This is a genomic window from Paenibacillus sp. Soil724D2 (assembly GCF_001427935.1).
GTDB lineage: Bacteria > Bacillota > Bacilli > Paenibacillales > NBRC-103111 > Paenibacillus_E.
Genome location: NZ_LMRY01000007.1, coordinates 61,781 through 82,248 on the forward strand (window position 1 = coordinate 61,781; position 20,468 = coordinate 82,248).

Below are 20,468 nucleotides of genomic sequence, written 5' to 3' on the forward strand. Positions count from 1 at the left end.
GTTTAACCTTTGACTGCTCCAATCATGATGCCTTTAATAAAATACTTTTGAACAAAAGGATACATAAGAACGATCGGACCGATCGTTACCAAAACCATCGCCATTTGCGCAGTGACAGATGGCAGCGTCGTGTTGCCTACACCATAATTGCCGCCTGAACTCATGAAGTTAATCATGGATTGAATCTTGAACAGCATAAACTGCAGAGGATATAATTCTCGCTTATCAATTAACCAGAGCGCCAAGTTCCAGTCATTCCAATAAGCCAAGGAGTAGAATAAAGCAATGGTCGCAGTGATGGGCGTGGAAAGTGGAAGGATAATCTTGGCGAAAATGTACAGCGGATTCGCCCCTTCAATCTCTGCCGATTCCACCAAAGACGGAGGTAATGATTTAAAGTAGTTCCGAACCAGGAATACATTAAATGGGCTTACTAGCATCGGTAAAATCAAGGCGAAGATGGAATTTTTTAGATGCAAATACTTTGTAATAAATATATACCACGGGACAAGTCCTGCGTTGAAAATCATGGGAATAAAAATGCAAAGTGCGATCACGTTTCTGTATTTTACTTTGGGTACGGCGATCGCATAGGCCAGCATTGTGGTCACAAGCAAACTAAGTCCTGTGCCTACCAGGGTAACGATTATGGATACGCTGTAGGCTTTATAGATCTCGCTTGATGCGAAAATTAACCTAAATGCGTCTAACGAAAAGTGGTCAGGAATGAATCGATAGCCATTCTTTACGACGGAGTTCTCGTCCGACACTGACACGATCATCGTAAGAATAAAGGGAATTGTGGTAAATAAACAAAATACGATAAAGATGATGTGGAATAGAACTTGCGAAGCTCTTCCTTGGTTGCTCACTACTCCACCCCTGACTAAAACAACGAGTGTTCATTGTTATATTTTTTAACTGCCCAATTGCACACGATAACGGTGATAAACCCGCAAACGGATTGATATAACCCAACAGCAGCTGGCATGCTGATATCCCCTACCGATTTGACAGCCCTAAACACATAGGTGTCAATGACATCTGTTGTTGTAAATAACAAGCCATTATCGCCTACGATGGAATAAATGGTTTGGAAATCACCGTAGAACATTTTACCGATGGATAAAAGGGTCAGTATAATAATTGTTGGAATTAACAATGGCAACGTGATGTAGCGTATCATCTGCCATCTGCTAGCACCGTCTAGTGCGGCCGCTTCATACAGCTCGTCGTCAATGCCTACGATGGTTGCCAGATACATTACAACCGCATAGCCTGTATTTTTCCAGATGAACACACCCACTAAGATGGAAACCCAATATTGTGAGCTGGAGTACCAATCAATCGGAGATCTACTGGCAAGCGTCAGCAATTGGTTCGCAACGCCAAATTTTGTACTGAAGATTAAATAAACAAAATCACCGACTACAATCGCAGAGAAGAAATAAGGTAGAAACATGAAGCTTTGATATAACCTTTTTAAGAGCCCATTTTTAACTTCATTTAAAAGAAGCGCAAAAGCAACGGCAAAAAGTGTTCCAAAGATGATATAGTTCGCATTAATGAACAACGTGTTGAACGTCGTCCTCCATGCGTATTCGCCGTTAAAGAAAAATTTAAAGTTATCAAACCACACCCACTTACTTCCGAAAATGCCGTCTGCGAATCTGTAATCTTTGAATGCAATGATAATCCCAGGCAAAGGCAAGTAACTAAAGATAATAAAAAATAGTAAGCCCGGCAGTGCCATCATATAATACCATCCATTTTTCCAAAGCTCATAAAAAAAACCTTTTCTTGATTTCTTTACTTGATAACCAGTTCTCGATGTTAAAGTTGTTACCTGACTCAATGGATTCGCTCCTTTCCACCATATTGTAAACGCTTTACTTTGCATGATGATCATAAGATTTTAAACCCGAATTGCCTATATCGCATTCTGCTTAAAGTATTAAAATCTTATGATTGACCACTTAAATATTTAATATGATATGAATTTCTTAATTTCTTAACGACTTTCCGGAAAGGTGATAAACATGCTGTTCGCTGCAGATTCCTTGGCACTCAAACACATCAGAGCACTAAGCAACCCAGCCTCCAATGGAGCAACTGACCTTTCTGTTCCCTTCATGACATGAATGAAGTTCAGTGCCAACACTTCATCTCCGCCACCATGGCCGTCTTCCGTACTTATCTCGTATTTCTCCACTCGTGAGGTGTGGTGCATGAATACTTGTAACTCTTGGGTATACCAATCAAATTCCAAAGTGCCTTTGTATCCGAGCATCCTTGCTCCCCGGGCAGCTGCTTTCTTCCGCGCAAAAAAATTTTGCGAATAAGACACGTGCATCCCCGTCTCATATTGAATGATGGCGCTGCCTGAATCCTCATTGCCGGTATCTGCGCCAAAGCAGCATAAGCTGTTCTCTACTAGCGCTTCACCGCGAAAGTGTTTTTTTACGTAAGGCCCTTCAGGACATGTGTGGTATTCATCACAATTCACACAACGAAGACCTTCTGGATGATTGCCCTTAAAAATTTGTTTGGATTTCATTGCGCAGATTTGGACTGGCCGGATGTCAAGCAGATGGTTGATATAATCAAAATCATGCGTTGCCTTTTGTAGAAATAACCCGCCGGTCTCCTCTTCGTCCCGATACCAGGTGTGATAGTAATCATAGCCATACGGCACATTATTAATCGCTTGAACATGCTCCACGGTGCCAAGTTTGCCCGATTGAACAATCTCCTTCGCCATCTTAACCATCGCGGAGACGCGCAGCGGGAAGGATACGACAACTTCACTTCTAGATTGCTTTCTTGCCTGCTCCAATCGCTGCCAATCCTCCATCGAAGTCGATACCGGTTTTTCAAGAAATAAAGGTAAATTTCGCTTTAACACCTTGACTGCCATCGCCGTATGCAGCGAGCATCGTGTCCCAATGATAATGCCATCCAGCTTTTCACTATCGAGCATTTGGTCCGCATCCGTATAGAATCTCACATTCTGCGTGTCCATTCCCCGAGCTTCAGCCTTTAATTGGGCCCGCTTCGGATCTATATCCGTTATGGCTTGAATCTGAACGCCTTGTTCATATTGCAAAAGCAACTTTGCGATCCAGCTTGCCCGTTCCCCCATACCGATAATCCCCACATTCGCCATGACACACACTCCCGTTCGCATTACTCTTTGACAGATCCCAACATAATACCGTGAATGAAATACTTTTGTAGAAATGGATAAATCAACAGAATCGGCAGCATCGAAATGACGATCTTCGATGCATTTAACGTTTTATTAGACATTTTCGCCAGCAGATCCAACTGATTGGGATCGCTGGACATTTCCTTCATATTCACTTGCACGACTAGCTGTTGAATGTAGGCCTGAAGCGGATATTTGTCAAAGCTGCGCATATAAATCATGCCATCGAAAAACGCATTCCAGTGGTTGACGATACTGAATAAAGTTATCGTGGCAAGCGCTGGTACGGATAGGGGCAGGGATACCTTGACCAGCATATACCAAGGGCCAGCCCCATCCATTTCACCTGCTTCATTCAGCTCCTTTGGAATACTCCGAAAAAAATTCAGCAGCAGCATGACATTAAACACCTGTACGGCAGTTGGCAGCACCAAGGACCAAATGGAATTAAAAAGTCCTAGTTCCTTCACGACGATATAGAGCGGAATGGTTCCTCCGCTAAACAACATGGTGAATACGAGAAACCACATATACAGATGTCGAGAGCGGAATTCGCTTGTTTCTTTGGACAACGGATAAGCCATGAGAACCGTCAATAGAAAGTTAATCGAGCCTCCAAGCAGAACCCGCTTCACGGATGTTACAAATGCTCTTAAAAACGCTGTATCACCCAATAAGGTCTTGTAAGAAAATACATTGAATCCAATCGGCCAGAACGTGACACTTCCTGCTGCAGCCGCTGCTTTATCACTAAATGAAATGGCGACCGTATACCAAATTGGAGCGAGCGAAAGCAGCGCTACACCGCCCATCAGCACGTAGAGTAAGTAGGCCGAAATCTTGTACCCGATTGTTTGGCTTCGCACCACAGTCCCCATCTCCCCTGTTAAAAAATACGATAGTTTGCAAATCTGCTAGCCAGTTTATACGATGTCATTATGAGAATAAAACCTATCACGGATTTCAGAAGTCCGACCACTGTGGCTAAGCCATACTGGCCGTCCAATATACCGGCCCTGTAGACGTACGTATCAATGATGTCTCCCGATTCGTAAACGAGCGGATTATAAAGATTCAAGATTTGATCAAATCCGGCATTGCCGGCGTTAAGTATACTGCCCAGGCTTAATGTCGCCAGCAAGACAATCGTCGGTCGGAGAGAAGGAATTGTCACATGCCAAATCTGCTTCATCCGATTTGCTCCATCCATACCAGCCGCTTCGAATAAGGAAGGATTGATTCCGGCTAACGCAGCCAAATAAATAACTGCGTTAAAGCCGAAATCTTTCCAAACGTCGGATGTAATCACAATGCCGGGAAACCAGCTGTTGCTAATCATAAACAGGATCGGTTTGAAACCGAATACTTGGAGCAGCTCGTTGACTGGGCCCTTGATCTGCAGAATATCGGTAATCACGCTCGATAAAATAACCCAAGACAAGAAGTGAGGTAAGTAGACGATCGTTTGTACCCACCGTTTGAACGTTTTTCTTCTCAACTCGTTCAACAAAATAGCGAATAGTAAGGGGATGCAAAGGTTCGCTATGATTTTCATAATCGAGAGGAACAAGGTGTTCGTTAGTATCCTTTTGCTGTCAGGCAGTTGGAACAGATACTGAAAGTTCTCGAATCCGACCCATTGAGATTTCCAGATACCGAGGCCGATTTTAAAATCTTGAAAGGCAATAAGCGCTCCGAACATCGGGACAATGCTGAAAATAAAGAGCAGGACAACCCCGGGAAGCAGCATGGCGTGATAATGTTTCTGAATGGATCGATACCGCATTAAGTTCTCATCTCCTTACTGGAGTACCCGCTTCAGCATCATAGCCGCTTCCGCACGGGTAGCTACACGGTTTGGGACAAACTTGCTGAGCTCCACGCCGTCTATAAGTTGAAGTGCTGCGGCCTCCCTTACAGATTCAAGAGCCCATGGGGCTACATCGGATTCATCCGTAAAAGAAGAAGCCTTATTCCCGTTTGCCTGATTTGACTTGGTTAGCTTATAACCCCGCATCATCATGGCAACCATCTCTTGTCTTGTAATTGGAGCGTTCGGATCAAATAGGCTCTCGCTTTTCCCTGTCACAATACCCGAGTGATAAGCGATAGCAACCGCATCGGAGTACCATGCGTCGCTTGCGACATCGCTAAATAGGCGCTCTCCTTTTGCCGAAAGCTTCAGCCCTCTAACGAGCATACTCGTAAATTCTGCGCGGGTGACGGCTCGATTCGGCTCAAAGGAGTTTTCGCTGACACCGTTCAATATTCCTTTGTTAACCAGTTCTTGAATCACGCTTAACGCCCAGTGGGAAGAAGGCACATCCAAGAACGACTTCTTCACTTCAAGCACCGCATATTTGCTGAAATGCTCGACTCCTGCAACGATTTCACCATTGTCATATTTTCCTCCGACGTATTCGATCGACCCAGTTTCAGCAATAAAATAAACACCTGATAGATTCGGGTTAGCGGTCTTGTCAACTTTTAACCGAATCATGATCGGTTTATCAAATTTGGAAACACCAACGGTTAGCCCATCCTTTCTAACCACTACCAAGCTCAGATCGACTAGATCTCCGACCAGTGTCACTTTCGTCTGGCCTGTTACATGTGCCTTGGCCAGTAGGACATTTGCCTCGGAGCGCGGCAATTGATTGAGATTCAGCGCAATATGGCTGTCTTTTCGTTCATCTGCAGGTATCTTATCGACTAACTGCTTTAGAACTTCAACCGGCACAGTAATCGATAGCTGATCCGTCTGAAAGACTAGTTGATTCGCTGCCAGAAGTTCAAGCACATTGGACGGCAGCACGACTTGTTTGATATCGGCTCCTATCGCAATCGTGACTTTACCTACTCCGTCAGGCTTAGCGAATTCCTCCGGTTTGACGAAATACTTATCCGTATGATCCTCTACGGCACTGCCCGAATAAGCTCCTCCGCCATTGCCGCTTGTTTTGAAAGTGACGTTGATCGTATGATTGGAGGTCACTTTATCAAACGTGTAGACATTGCCGGTTACCGTTACCTCTCTGCTGTCTACGGTTAACTTATCGACTAGATATCCAGTATTAGGCAAGTACGTGAAGGCTTTATTATCGCCAGTATTTACAGTGACTTCACCGCTAGGGCTAATCGTTCCGTTAGGACCCGCGCTCGCCTGAATTTTGTTGCTGCCGGTGCCGGTGCCGGCTCCTTTGAAAGTGACATTGATCGTATGATTGGAGGTCACTTTATCGAATGTGTAGACATTGCCAGTGACCGTTACCTCTAAGCTGTCAACGGTGACCTTATCGACTAAGTATCCGGGATTAGGCAAGAACGTGAAGGCTTTATTATCGCCATTGTTTACAGTGACTTCACCGCTAGGGCTAATCGTTCCGTTAGGACCCGCGCCCGTCTGAATTTTGTTGCTACCGGTGCCGGTGCCGGCTCCTTTGAAAGTGACATTGATTGTATGACTGGAGGTCACTTTATCAAACGTGTAGACATTGCCGGTTACCGTTACCTCTCTGCTGTCTACGGTTACCTTATCGACTGCAAATCCTGGATTAGGCAAGAACGTGAAGGCTTTATTATCGCCTTCGTTTACAGCGACTTCACCGCTCGGGCTAATCGTTCCGTTAGGACCTGCACTTGCCTGAATCTGATTACCTAAGCCTTCGAAAGCAACTTCATTCTCCGGTAGGTTGTATAGCTCAAGTTCATAAACGGCATACATCCGCCACGTAGCGTTGTAAGCATTATTGATCTGGATTTTCAGCTTCGTGACATCTGAAACTGCTGGGATATTTGCGAAAGTGAGCTCCATAACGCCATCATCTTTGTTGCTCGTCCAGGTGATCGGAACTCGCTGCGCGACCGTTTGATAATTGATGCCATCTTTTGAGACCAAGACATCAATATCATTGATTCCCTGAATGAGACCAGATGGTGTCGCCATGACAATGGTGTTAAATGACTGCTTATTGTCCCATGAAATGACGAACTCATGCGGGAATGGATGATCATCAAAGTAACCCTGCCAACTGGCAAACATCGTGCCGTAACTGCCGTCGACCATCTTAGCCGGGCCATACGTAACCCCGCCCTGATCAAGCGGACGCGTCAGAGTAGCGGTAATATCCGAATAGCTCCGTGCGATATTGGTGCCCGGCTCATTCTTAACCCCCTTCACAAAAGATAGTGTGTACGTTTTCGTAGTGACGCCATCACTTGCGGTGGATTGGAGAGTGATAGTGCTTTTTCCAGTTGGAATGTTGGCAACGACAGTCGCACCACTTCTCAATTTTTTACCGTTAATGAGTAAAGTGCCTTTTTCGTCTGTTTGTATCGGAGTTAAAGAGATTGAGTTCACATTGTCGGGCAGCATGATCCGGTAATTGGTGATGTTATGGTTAAACTCAAACTGAGGAGCATTAGTAAGATCCAAGCTTTTCAGAGAAGCATCATAGATTTGCTGTCCTGCGTACCTATGTACCCGGAATGCGTCAAAGCTGATTTCTTTTCCTTCCAGGTTCGTAATCTTAATGGTGTGTTGATCCCCTTCAGAAAGGTTCATCTTGCTATAAATCGTGAAATAGTCGTGTTGGACTTTCTCGTACAGATCCACGATAACGGGGCTTGCATTGTCTACGGAGATGATCACTTTCCCAGAGGCCTGATTTTTCTCCACAATGACATCGATTCCCGAGCCGACAAAATCATATTCCAGCGAATTATTTTTACTCGAAGTCGCTTGAACGCTTTTCGAATAGGCAAACTGGCTGCTCTTTGAGAACCATTCGCCGGTATAGCGAATATCGCCATTAGCGCTGTCTACCATGTACGTCATTGGTATTTCTTGACCATCATATGGACTTGTGGACGAAGGAATCTCGCCAACATCCGCGCCTGCTGCCGCTTTGACCAAATAGTTATGAAGCGTCATTACATACTCCGGATCAAGCGTGTACTTCCTTGGATCATCCGGGCTCACAGCATTGTCGGCTATCTTCTTGGCCAATCCCGGATTCGTTTGCTTGATCGTGTGCATCAGCTCATAGTCTTCAAGTCCATCTCTTTGGGCTTCGTAGCGAAGCGAGCTTTTGACCGTTTGTTTGTTTTTATCGGGATATACAATCGTTGAATCTCCAAACCAGCTGCCTACGTACCAGGCATTCCACGCCCAATGCAAATGGCCTGTTACACCATCCTGGCTAAGATTCCAGAATAGCAGCCTTCCTGTTAAAGTGGGCTGCGTCCAGAATCGATTAAGCCAAGGGGGCGTATTGACTTCACAGGTGTAGACCCACATTTCTTTACCAGCGGCCTGCTCCGCTTTATACAGCTCCTTCTTCTCCTGAAAAGCCGGAGTTAACGGTACCCACACGTCAACATAGGGCTTCGTTCCATTAGCCAACAGAACACCATTTGGGTCTGCATCCATGGTCTTAAACTTAGGAGCGACTTGTTTTACTTTTCTAGCAACATAGGTCCAGTAATTCCGATCCTTCTCGGTTGAAGGTTCATCCCGGATGTGCTGGTACCAAGTGAAATCGCCGTCAAGCCAGCCTTTTGCTTTCAAATGATCGGTTAACGCAGTAAGATAATGCTCCAGAAATGCATCCGTCTTCGGAAGAGCATCCGGCAAATCCGTCTTCCAGGCATCTTGCTTCTCTTCGTTTGGCATGATTTGATTTAACGCGCCTATCAAGTGAATATTGGCGAAATTGGTGATGCCCCTGTCGATAAAGGTTTGCACATACCGGTCAAATAACGACCAATCAATATGCTGTGGAATCCCGTCATTGAAGTCTGAGTACGTCGTCCCTTTCGCATTCAAAAAGAGGTCGGTTCTAATCCATACCATGTTCTGACGGTGATCTGCCATTACTTTGGCGAAATTATCCATTAATTGGAACCATTCATCACTATAAGTCTCTACGCCGTAGTAATATTTCCCTACATCATAGTTATCCCAGGTAAAGCCATTCGTCATGGTCCATTGGTAATTCACAAAATTAGCATTTGTGATTTTGGGAATTTCAACATTTTCCACATCAACTTGAATCGGTACGCTGTAGTCGCCCAAGGTCGTCTTTACCTTAATGGTACCGTGATAAATGCCAGGCATTGCTGCAGAAGGCACATAATTGGTTATAAAAATGGGTTGCGTCGAATTCGCCGCTACGTGTATGGATGCTTCATTGGATAAAGGATCGGGAATATCAGATGGCGGATAAATGAGGTTGCCCACACGATCCGGATAATGCACATTCGGTTGAACGGTATCCTTAAGTTCATATTCCACGAAATGATAGCTCATGTTGTCCTTGGAAAGTGTTTTATTCCCAGATGCTTGGAGATCGGAGAATTCAACTTTTGTGATTTCAAATTCCGCATCGCTTCTTACAGCAATTTGCGAGCTTTCATACTCGTTTTTGGCAGACACCAAACTTATATTGTCTTGTGGATTACTGGGCAGAGTGCTCGTTCGGTATACGGTTTTCAAGGGGTTTACGACCCACATGTCAATTCCGCCGCTCTCGGCATGTGCGAGAGGTGCAGCGACAGGGACCATCGAAAAAAGAATACTTGCAACTAACACCAAAGCTGCTGTTATCTTATGCACGGTTATTCCCTCTCTTCCTGAGTTTACTTTTGGAGCTCTGCCTCGATTTCTTTCGTAATTTGTTCACCACCCTGATTTTTCCAGTCAGAGACGAATTGATCGAACGCTTCGATCGGTTTTTTACCCAAAACGATATTGAAGAATGTCTCGTCCTCTAACTTCTGCAAGTTGGACCATTTCTTATCCATTGTAGGCGTAGTCCCTGTATACGCTGGGTAGACTTTGTTCTGAGCCTCTTCCTTAGGGAATGCCCCAATGCCGTACAAATACGCATAAGGTGCAGACCAATCCGCTGGATCTGGTTTGCCAGAGGATGCGAGTACTCGCTGCCAGCGTTCATAATGGCCCTTCATCTCCGGGGTTAATTGATCAGGTGAAAGCTTCCCTTCGTTCGCTTGCACAAGCATGTCATGCTTCTTCGTTGCTGTGTCCTCGTAATCAATATTGAGCGTAAGAGGCAGTATGGATACATACTGAACATGGTCGATTTTGAGATCATTTGCGGTTGGCGATTTGAAAAAACGAGTGACAAAGTTCAAATACTTCATGAGAGCTTCCGGCTGTTTATTGCCTTTTTTCACAACAAGGAAAGAACTGCTTGTCGCTACCATCGACACATTGTATTTGCTATTGACGCCGGTAATTGCATAAGCTTTCCAGTCGGCTTTGGGATCGCGCTTAATCGCGTCTCCAAGTGAGAACGGCTCCCACCATGCCTGAAAAAATAGGCCCGTTTGACCGCTTACGACCAATTCATTCGGATCCTTGCGTGTGGCAAACTCTTTGTCGTACAGCCCTTTCGCATAAAATTCACGGGCTTTAACCAAGGCTTGCTTCGCTTCTGGTGTCGTCGAGCCATACACAACTTTATCGGATGAATCTTTATACCAAATGCCAGGGTGCGAGTTATAAACATTGAAAATGGCCCTGAAATCGTGTCCATACCACTGCGTTATTGTTGAATTGTTGCCGGTAATTCCGACCGTATCGGCTTTGCCATTTCCATCAGGATCTCTTTTGATGAAAGCTTCCGTAATTTTCTCAACGTCTTCGAGCGTCTTCGGCTCAGGCAGTCCTAGCTTGTCAAGCCAGTCCTTGCGAAGCCAAGTCAACACATAGGCGTCTGCTTGCGGAACGATATTCGGAAGGGCCATCAGCTTTTTGTTGAAAGTAGCCTGCTTTAGCGCTCTTCCCTTGGTTGAATCGTAATACTTCTTGACTTCGTCCGAAGCATATTTGTTATACACATCGGTCAGATCTTCGATTTGACCTCCCTCGGCCATCGCGCGGAATTGCTTCTCATCCACAATTATAGCGTCCGGAAGATCATTGCTTGCGATCGCAAGCTTCGCTTTTTGTTCGTAGTCGGTATTGGAAGCGTACCATTGCAGCTTGAAGTTAATATTCGTCTGCTCCGAGATATAACGAGTAAACAGGTTGTTGTCCATGGTGTCGCCTTGCGGCAGCTTTAAATCGGGGTTAACCCTCAAAATAAAAGATGTATTTACAGGCTCCGCCATTTTATACAAATCCGTTTTCGATGCAGCAATACTTGGGGTCGCAGTGCTTTGCTCTGCGTTAGTCTTATCTTTCGTTGAATTAGCATCCTTCTCATCATTTTCCTTGGAACAAGCCGAGAGGACAACCATGCAAGCTAGCAGTCCGACTATCCATCTTTTTCCTTTTTCCATACACAATCCCCGCTTTCTTTAATAGGAAAGTGACTCCCGTTGGAATCTCGAGCAAAAGTTATCATGAAGAGATAGATTAACACTCGGATAATTTTTGATAACAGCCCCTTTCTTCCTACATGTACACGTAAGCATGAATGACATTTTACAAAGCGTTTACATTTCGATCATAGAAGCTTTAACCACAACCGGATATATCTCTTTTCTCATAAAGTATTAATAATTTAATGAATCGCATTTTAATTTCTTAAGATCATATAGATTTCTTATTTTTTTACGCTTGCGCATTGTAAATAGGTGTTACGCTTTAACCGATTTTTATCAAGCAGTCCAACTTAAATAGGATTATAATGAATTAAAAAAAGAGAAAGAGAGAAATGATATGCTTAATAAAAACAAGCAGCTTTGGCTAATCACAGCTGTTGGCCTTGGAGTTCTCTTAAATCCACTGAATACGTCGATGATTTCTGTTGCATTCTCACGGCTGCAGGCCGAATTTCATGTCACTTATAGTGCTATCTCTTGGCTGATCGCGACTTATTATGTGGCCAGTGCTATTGCTCAACCAATTATGGGGAAGATAAGCGATATCTTCGGTCGCAAACGTATCTTCTTAATTGGACTTGCACTCGTTACAGTGTCATCCTTGCTAGCTCCGCTGGCACCGAGCATTGGCTGGCTTATTGGCTTTCGCGTCATTCAAGCGATAGGAACATCTTCGCTATACCCAGCCGGAATGGGGATTATTCGCAGTAGTATCACAGATAATCAAGCTAGGGCACTAAGCGTGATGTCGATTTTTTCTTCCACGTCGGCGGCCCTCGGTCCGTCTATTGGCGGGTTTTTGATCCAATATGGGGATTGGCCAGCTATTTTCATTGTTAACTTTCCGGTAATCCTCATTGCTTTTCTGCTTTCTATCCGAATTCTTCCGAAAGACGGCCCGCGCAAGTCACTCGCCAAAGGCGGACTGGATTTGTGGGGCATTTCCTTTTTTGCAGCACTAATCATCAGTTGGCTATTTTTCTTTCTTTCCTTCGAAAAGAAGGTCAACTTCTGGTTTCTTTTAACCAGCTTAGTGCTGAGTTATGTATTCTATAAGTTTGAGTTAAAGCGCACCCAGCCGTTTATTGATGTGATCTTTTTGAAAAAAAATCTCAACGTTTGTTTGGTCTATATCCAGTTTATTTGTGTCAACATCGTGTTCTACTCGATCATGTTCAGCATTCCTTCTTACTTACAGCAAGTCCGGCAATTCGATGCGCAGCAGGTTGGCATGATGATGCTGGCCTTGTCAGGATTAGGGATTTTCACTACGCCACTGGTTGGCAGATGGATTGACAATTCCGGCTCCAAAACACCGCTAATCACAGGTTCGCTTATCGTTATAGCGGGTTCACTGCTCATAATGCTGATTCATGAGCATTCCGCTTCCTTGGCGATATTTGCCATCCTATCCGTATTCGGCTTGAGCAGCGGATTCCAAAATCTCGGATTGCAGACAGCCTTATATTCCTATGTATCCGCTGCAGAGACAGGGATAGCTTCGGGCTTGTTCATGACCTCCAGATTTATGGGGACGATCCTCTCCTCCAGTTTACTTGGAGCCATCTTTAGTCATGAAATCACCACACAGCGACTCCACGCTATGGCCATCGTATGCGCCCTAATCAGCTTGGCAACTCTCACGTTATCGATAATAATGCCAAGTAATTCCATCACAAAAGCAGTTCAAGGCAGATGAATACTTGATCTAAAATAAAGCCCCTAGAGGCGCTAATCTCTCTTTCGGTGAGGATAGAAAACACCAAAGGCTGTCTCAAAAGTAGAAATCTACTTGAAGACAGCCTTTTTTATTCCGAGAATTAAAAAGACAGCTGAGCTGCAGGTTTTACCCGCCCAACTGTCCTTGTTATTTATTTAGTGCTGTTTTCATTTGCGGACTATGGGCAATGGAATGCCACTTTACCGCTAGTTCGCGGAACGTAGATGCGCTATTTCGGGAGATCTGCACTATAAATCGAATTAAGGGAACGTGAGGACGCTATTCGGGCGAAATTGAACGTTCCAGAGGCAAAAAATACGAAATAACGCCTCTACGTTCCGCTTCCCCACGATTTCGCGTGTTTTCGCCCAAATAACGCCTCCTCGTTCCGCTTACACGATTTCAAGTGCTTCTTCGCTTCTCGTTCCGCTTACACAACTTCGGGTGCTTCTTCGTTCCTCGTTCCGCTTACACAACTTCAAGTGCTTCTTCGCCTCTCGTTCCGCTTCCCTGAGATTCAGGTATTTCCTCGTCTCCTTGGGCAAATTCCGAAACCCTTAGCATAGCCCCTGGCTTGATCATTCCTTAACAGACCCCAACGTAATCCCATGAATAAAAAATCGTTGAAGAAACGGGTAAATGACGAGAACCGGGATCATAGCAATAAAGATTTTAGCCGCGTTCAAGGTCTGATTAGAAAGCTCACTCATCTTCTGTATTTGTTCCGCGGTCATGGTATTAGCATCCACAATAACGACCAATTGCTGAATGTAAGTTTGCAGCGGGTAATGATCCGCATTCGACATCAGCACAAGGCCATTAAAAAACTCATTCCAGTGATAGACGATGCTGAACAAAGTTACAGTTGCCAACACGGGAACCGCCAGTGGAATGAAAATTTTGATAAGCATATACCAAGGCCCCGCACCGTCGACAAGTGCCGCCTCTTCCAATTCCTTAGGCAGATTGCGGAAATAGTTAATGACCAGAATCACACTGAAAATCGGTACACTGTTCCCTAGAACAAGCGCCCAGATGTTGTTGATCAAGCCTAAAGATTTAACCGTTTGATACCAAGGAATTAATCCTCCATTAAATAACATGGTAAACACCAATATCCACATTAGCACATTTCGAAATGGTAAGTCCTTCGCATTTTTGGATAAAGGGTAACCCATCAGAATAATAATCACGAAGTTAAGACTCGATCCCAACACGACTCGCTGTATGGAAATCCAGAACGAGTTGAAAAACTTACTGTCACCCATGATCTCATGATAAGAGTTAAAATTAAACCCCACCGGCCATAAGCCAACTTGCCCCGAGGATGCTGCTGCGTTATCACTTAACGAAACAGCAAGGGTATACCATAAAGGAAGAACACATAATAACGCTATGCCAACCAGCAGCACGATAAGGAAAAGATCGAATACTCTGGAGCCGATTGTTGTTTCTTTGACCATTTTCATGCTCCTTTATATTAAAAAATACGATAATTTGCAAACTTAGCAGCTAGGAAATAGGAGGTTGTAATTAGAAGAAAACTGATGACTGATTTTAATAGTCCCATTGCCGTTGCCAATCCATACTGGAGATTCAATAACCCTGTCCGATAGACCCATGTGTCAATAATATCCCCGCTCGAATAAACAAGAGGATTATAGAGGTTGAAAATTTGGTCAAATCCAGCATTGAGGACATTACCTAGGCTGAGTACAGAAAGTAAAATAACCGTTGTCATAATTCCAGGCAGTGTGACATGAAGTAAACGCTGCCAGCGAGTGGCGCCGTCAATGGCAGCCGCCTCGTATAAAGCCGGATTGATTCCCGTTAAAGCCGCCAAAAAAATAATCGTGTTAAATCCGAATTCCTTCCACACATCACTTCCCACGATGATAAAAGGGAACAATTCCGCTTTTGCAAAAAACAAAGTCGGGCTAATACCGAATATGCCCAAGATGCTGTTAACAGGTCCTTTATAAGACAATACGTCCAACAAGATACCCGAAAGAATGACCCATGATAGAAAATGCGGTAAATAAACAATCGTTTGCACCCATCTTTTTAAAAACGCAATGCGTAATTCATTCAACAATAAAGCGAAAATAAGCGGTACAACCATATTCGCGATAATTTTCATAACCGCAATAAATAACGTATTAATAAACACCGTTTTACTATCATTAAGTGTGAACATATACTTGAAATTTTCCAATCCGACCCAATCGGAATGAAACATGCCTAGACCTGGATTAAAATCTTGAAAAGCAATGACAATCCCGAACATAGGCACGATACTAAACAGCGTCAACCAAATAAATCCAGGAAGAAGCATGAGATAGTAATGCTTGGCAAACCCCTTCGTAACCATCCTACCGATCACTTCCATTCTCTCTATTGTAAGGGAAAGGCGCCAGAGTTCTCTGACGCCTCCATGCTTTCTTACTGTTTGATACTCTCATCGATTTCAGTCAGAATTTGATCTCCGCCTTGCTTCTTCCAATCTTGTACGAACTTATCAAAGGAATCCAGCGGCGCAGCTCCCATGATAATTTTGAGGAATGTTTCCTTCTCTAATTTATCAAGTAAAGCCCATTTGCTTTCCATGGTTTTCGTCTGCGAATAGGTCACGCTATAGGTTTTCTTGAACGGCTGCTGCAGCGGGGATATCCCTACGAATGTGGAGTACATACGCTTCCATGTCCCTAAATCCGCGTTAGGATCCCAGTATTGAATATCATTCTTGTCATAAGGCTCGAGTTTTACTTTTTTCACTTTTTCAGCATCGGCTTTTAGTAATTTATATCCTGGAATATCTAGATCCTCCGGTTTCTTGGTGCCTGCAAGAACCTCTTTCATCATCTTGTAAGTGACATCCATCTCATCCATTGGGGCAAAAACAACACGTAAAGGATAGTTTCCAATTGCCACTTTGACATCGAATTTGGATTCATCGCGCAGCAAAAGATTTTCCATTTGAATAGCGGCTTCCGGATGCTCATAACCTTTACGAACAACCAGATATTGATTGGACGGGTTCCCCATGTGCGGTGTGAATTCACCATTCACATCCAATGGAGCCGTATACGCTTGCCAATTTGCCTTCGGATTATTCTTAATCGCATCGGCTAATGGACCGTACCCGCCAGCCCACCATAGTCCAAAATAAATGCCTGAAGTTCCATTCTTAATCAGTTCCTGCGCATCCTTCCGAATGGTCATTTCCTTATCAATTAAACCTTTGGAATAGAGATCACGCAGCTTCGAGAGAGCTTGCTTCGTTTCTGGCTGAAGGGAGCCATAGGTTGTTTTGCCATCAGCACCTTTTAACCAAAATCCTGGATAGGAATGATACGAAGAAAAGATAGGGTCGAAACCATAGTTATTATTATTAGGATTGATAAAATCGGCATTCAGTAAACCGCCTAATTGCGGACCTGTTATGCCAATGGTATCGGCTTTTCCATTCCCGTCAGGATCTTGTTCGACAAAAGCTTTGGCTACTTTTTCTAGATCGTCCATTGTTTTAGGCGGTTGAAGGCCTAATTTGTCCAACCAATCCTTGCGAATCCACATCATATGAACCATATCTGATTCTGTCGTGACGTTAGGAAGGGCATACATCTTTCCATCAACGGTGACCGCTTTAAGCGCAAGCCCTTGCGTCGTTTCAATGATATGTTTGATCGCAGGTGAGGCGTATTTATTATAAACTTCGGTAAGATCCGCGAGTTGACCGCTTTTCACCATTTGTCTGAACTGTGTATCTTTCACAACCAACGCATCCGGCAAATCGTTACTGGCAATGGATAAATTAACTTTTTGGTCGTAATCCTTACCGCTGGCAGCCTGCCAAACAATTTTGGTATCGATATTCAAGTTATCTTTGATATAACGGGTATACGGGTTGTTTTCAGGCGAGTCTCCCGCTGGCAAGCTCTTATCGGAAGCATCTACATCTTTACCAATTTTAATCGTAATCGGTTTGGCCGATTTGGCGAATGGCCCCGCTTCTGTTGGCGCAGCTGCTGTTTGCGCTGCTCCCGTTTGCGCAGGCGTAGCCTCCGCTTTAGGTGATTCCTTCGCCTTCTCTGAGCATGCGGATAGTACGACTAGCATCCCGGCAAGTAACAGCAGCATGCTTTTTTTAGATCTTCTCATATAAAGCCCCTTCTTTCGCTTTCAGAATTTATCTACACCCTAAAAGTATCACGAAACATCACGCTGCTAGGATGGAAAACGGTTACAGCTTTAGAGGGGTAAATGACCGAGAATTCGCAGGTAATCACCTTTTTCTCATGAATTCGCAGCATTTGACCCTCTAATTTTCGGACATTTCTCTACCCGTCACACTCTTCAGCCTATATTCGCTTGGCAACAGGCCTGTTTGCTCACGAAAGGTGCGGCTAAAATACTTTTCATCCATATATCCAACGTTCTCAGCAATCCAGAGAATCGTTTTGTTCGTATAAAGCAGATACTCCTTTGCTTTCTCAATACGTTTGTGACGTAAATGCTCACTAAAATTAATGCCTACAATTTCTTTAAAGCACTGGCTGAAATAGCTTCTACTCATATTAACCCGTTTCGCAATGCTCGCGGCCGTAATTTGCTCTTTCATTTCTTCATTCGCGATGTAAACTGCTTTCATCACACAGTCTACAACCTCTTGTGAAAAAGAAGGTTTATCAATCGCCTTGCGAATCATTTCACGAGTAGCCATCAACCATTCCTCAACCTCATGCCAGCTTTCAAAAGAATCAGGCAATTGGATTGTCGCCAAATCAACTGGATGAAATAAAAGATTCCATTTATCGATTAACGCATATAACAACCCGATCAGCTTCGTTTGAGGTAAACGCAGCTGCTTCAAATCATGGATATGTGTTGTAAATAGGTTATCTTGATAGACCCATTCATGACCTGACCATTGCTCTTTCACTACGTTTAAGTCTTTTTGAGCTGCCACCAGCTGATTGTCCCCTTCATGAACCGAAGAACCTATGCCATGAGAGGACTCATTATCATAAAAGATATCATGCAGATTAGGTGCATGCTTCTGCTCCTCCTTAATCCGCGTGTAGATCCGCTCCAACACTTCCTCAAAGCGCTCCTTTTCAAGCTGAACCTTGGCAATATAATCAATAGCACCAAGTCTCAGTGCCTCTTGGATATATTCAAAATCCTGATGAAAGGTTAGCACGACGGTATAAATGCTTGGATATTGCTTTCTCACGATTTTCAGTAATTCGATCCCTGACATAACAGGCATCGCTAAATCAGTCAGCAATAAATCTATCGCGTTCGCTGCTATAAATTCCAAGGCTTTCTCGCCATTACTTGCTTCCCCGACTACCTCCATGTCAAAATCGTGCCAAGGCATGGCTGATATAAGACCTTTGCGAACCAATTTATCATCATCGACAATCATCACTTTAATCATGCTGGGATTTCACCTCCATAATAGGTAAGGAAACAAGGATGGTTGTCCCTTTTCCGATCACACTCTTGATACTCAGGTCCGCCTGCTCGCCATATTGGGATTCAAGCATTCGCTTAACATAATTTAAGCCAATCCCCATACCAACCTTTTTGTTTTCAACTTCCGGATTGTGTAATAGGTTATGAATCGTTTCCTCCGACATCCCAGAACCGTTATCATGAATCGAGATCTGAATCGTATTCATTAAACTGACATCTACCTTAATATACCCGTCATCACTTAACCCGTGATAAAGTGAATTTTCGACAAGCGGCTGGAGAATAAAACGAGGAACCGGCATGTTCCATACCTCTTCATCGACATTCATCTGAACATCAAACTTAAAATCATAGCGAATTTGCTGTAAAATCAAATATTGCTTTAAGGCTTCTATTTCTTCATAAATGGTTGAGGCCTGTCCCAGCTTGCCTAAATTATAATGCAGCAGCTTATTTAATGAGGATACAAGACGATCGATTTCGTTCTGACCGTTCATGACAGCTAACCAATGCACAGTATCCAACGTATTCATTAAAAAATGGGGATTAATTTGATAGAGCAGCTTCTCTACCTCAAGATCCACTCTTCGCTTCTCTTTCCGTTCGACTTCGGCGAATAAATTCCATATCTGTTCTCTCATTTGCCTAAATTGATGCAGTAGAAAATCAAACTCCGGTATTTTTGTTCGTACTGTAACGGTCTGGACTCTGTTTTGTGCCATCTGCTTGATTTCTCTATTAAAACCATTCAAAGGGAGATATACCATCTTCCATAAGAGCCAAGCCATGAGTAAACTCATCCCTAGAAAAAGGAGCGAAAACAGCATGATTTGAACAAACCACTGGTTCATTTCTTTGTTGTAATCTGCTTTTGGAATGACAGACACGATACTCCAGCCTTGGTTGCTTGCCTGCCTAAACCAGTAAAATTCATTATATGTGCCAAAGGTTTTTTCTTTAGAAAAGTTGGGAAATATCGTATCTTTCACAAATGTATTGGGAAGCTCGCTATACGCGATTCTCCCGTCATTATCTAGGAAAACATGGGAATTTGTTCCGCCAAATTGATCATTATTCAGAATGTTTTGCGTGAGATGAAACCCCGTTTCAATATAGACATAGACATCATCACGCTGCGGTAAATCCACTTTCCTTCGTGCAGATAAAACAAAATTATTATCAAATTGATTGTTGCTTAAATGAGGACCGTAATAAGAAATTCCCGAGTATTCTGCAAGCAATGGCAACTTCTCAGGGGAAAAATTCTCCTTTACGCCCGAATTTTCGAGATCATACGTATGATCATTTTGAAAATAGTATAAGGTTAAACCAATATTGGGATTGGTAAAGGTGACTAAGCTTAATTCATCTTTTAATTCGCTTATCATTTGCGAGCGTTCGAATGATTGACTGGCTGGAAGCGATAACATTTGATCCAACTTCTTGCCCACACTTCCTGCAAAAGCAAGCTGCTGGGAGACATGATTTAGATTGCTTATCGTGCTTTCTAAGGAAAGCTCTACTTGTTTTAAATTACTTTGAATACCGCTCTGAATTTTATTAGTAAGTATGGAATAAATCGCGTAATACGAGATAAGAACGATACAAATAAACGGAATCAATGTACTGCATAAGAAAATAATAAAAATCCTCTTTTTCAACGTTAAATAATCGTACAGAAATGACTTCACATTCTCCTTCATTTTA

The 20,468-nt window shown here is 43.6% G+C and carries 13 protein-coding genes; 1 reads left to right on the forward strand and 12 read right to left on the reverse strand.

The window, feature by feature from the left end:
* Positions 1 to 2 precede the first annotated feature (2 nt).
* The 7 genes from ASG85_RS09435 to ASG85_RS09465 all read right to left on the reverse strand — a co-directional run bounded on the left by ASG85_RS09435 (position 3) and on the right by ASG85_RS09465 (position 11,515).
* A complete protein-coding gene (locus ASG85_RS09435) occupies positions 3 to 872 on the reverse strand; it encodes a carbohydrate ABC transporter permease (protein WP_060646062.1) in 870 nt (289 codons plus the stop codon).
* A gap of 14 nt (positions 873 to 886) precedes the next feature.
* Positions 887 to 1,855 (reverse strand): ABC transporter permease, encoded by a 969-nt coding sequence (locus ASG85_RS09440; protein WP_060646063.1) that lies wholly within the window; start codon positions 1,853 to 1,855, stop codon positions 887 to 889.
* 156 nt (positions 1,856 to 2,011) lie between these two features.
* Positions 2,012 to 3,166 (reverse strand): Gfo/Idh/MocA family protein, encoded by a 1,155-nt coding sequence (locus ASG85_RS09445; RefSeq protein ID WP_060646064.1) that lies wholly within the window; start codon positions 3,164 to 3,166, stop codon positions 2,012 to 2,014.
* A gap of 20 nt (positions 3,167 to 3,186) precedes the next feature.
* Positions 3,187 to 4,077 carry a carbohydrate ABC transporter permease gene (locus tag ASG85_RS09450; RefSeq protein WP_060646065.1) on the reverse strand — a complete coding sequence of 297 codons (891 nt, stop codon included), beginning with the start codon at positions 4,075 to 4,077 and terminating at the stop codon, positions 3,187 to 3,189.
* A 17-nt stretch (positions 4,078 to 4,094) separates the two neighbouring features.
* Positions 4,095 to 4,994: an ABC transporter permease gene (locus ASG85_RS09455; protein ID WP_060646066.1), complete on the reverse strand. Its 900-nt coding sequence runs from the start codon at positions 4,992 to 4,994 to the stop codon at positions 4,095 to 4,097.
* A gap of 15 nt (positions 4,995 to 5,009) precedes the next feature.
* Positions 5,010 to 9,824, reverse strand: coding sequence for a glycoside hydrolase domain-containing protein (locus ASG85_RS09460; protein WP_060646067.1), 4,815 nt, complete (start codon positions 9,822 to 9,824; stop codon positions 5,010 to 5,012).
* A 23-nt stretch (positions 9,825 to 9,847) separates the two neighbouring features.
* A complete protein-coding gene (locus ASG85_RS09465; RefSeq protein WP_060646068.1) occupies positions 9,848 to 11,515 on the reverse strand; it encodes an extracellular solute-binding protein in 1,668 nt (555 codons plus the stop codon).
* Positions 11,516 to 11,897: 382 nt separating this feature from the next.
* Here ASG85_RS09465 and ASG85_RS09470 point away from each other — a divergent pair, with 382 nt between their 5' ends.
* Positions 11,898 to 13,259 (forward strand): MFS transporter, encoded by a 1,362-nt coding sequence (locus tag ASG85_RS09470; RefSeq protein WP_060646069.1) that lies wholly within the window; start codon positions 11,898 to 11,900, stop codon positions 13,257 to 13,259.
* Between the two features lie 599 nt (positions 13,260 to 13,858).
* Here ASG85_RS09470 and ASG85_RS09475 read toward each other — a convergent pair.
* From ASG85_RS09475 to ASG85_RS09495, 5 genes are all read right to left on the reverse strand, one after another.
* Entirely contained in the window at positions 13,859 to 14,743 is an 885-nt protein-coding gene (locus ASG85_RS09475) for a carbohydrate ABC transporter permease (protein WP_057305542.1), read from the reverse strand.
* Between the two features lie 17 nt (positions 14,744 to 14,760).
* Positions 14,761 to 15,651: an ABC transporter permease gene (locus ASG85_RS09480; RefSeq protein WP_057305543.1), complete on the reverse strand. Its 891-nt coding sequence runs from the start codon at positions 15,649 to 15,651 to the stop codon at positions 14,761 to 14,763.
* A 71-nt stretch (positions 15,652 to 15,722) separates the two neighbouring features.
* The gene (locus tag ASG85_RS09485; protein WP_057305544.1) at positions 15,723 to 17,441 is read right to left on the reverse strand and encodes an extracellular solute-binding protein; all 1,719 of its coding nucleotides are present in this window, start codon (positions 17,439 to 17,441) and stop codon (positions 15,723 to 15,725) included.
* 160 nt (positions 17,442 to 17,601) lie between these two features.
* Entirely contained in the window at positions 17,602 to 18,723 is a 1,122-nt protein-coding gene (locus ASG85_RS09490) for a response regulator (protein WP_057305545.1), read from the reverse strand.
* Positions 18,716 to 20,464, reverse strand: coding sequence for a sensor histidine kinase (locus ASG85_RS09495; RefSeq protein WP_060646146.1), 1,749 nt, complete (start codon positions 20,462 to 20,464; stop codon positions 18,716 to 18,718). The genes ASG85_RS09490 and ASG85_RS09495 overlap by 8 nt, the downstream gene beginning before the upstream one ends.
* Positions 20,465 to 20,468: the final 4 nt, after the last annotated feature.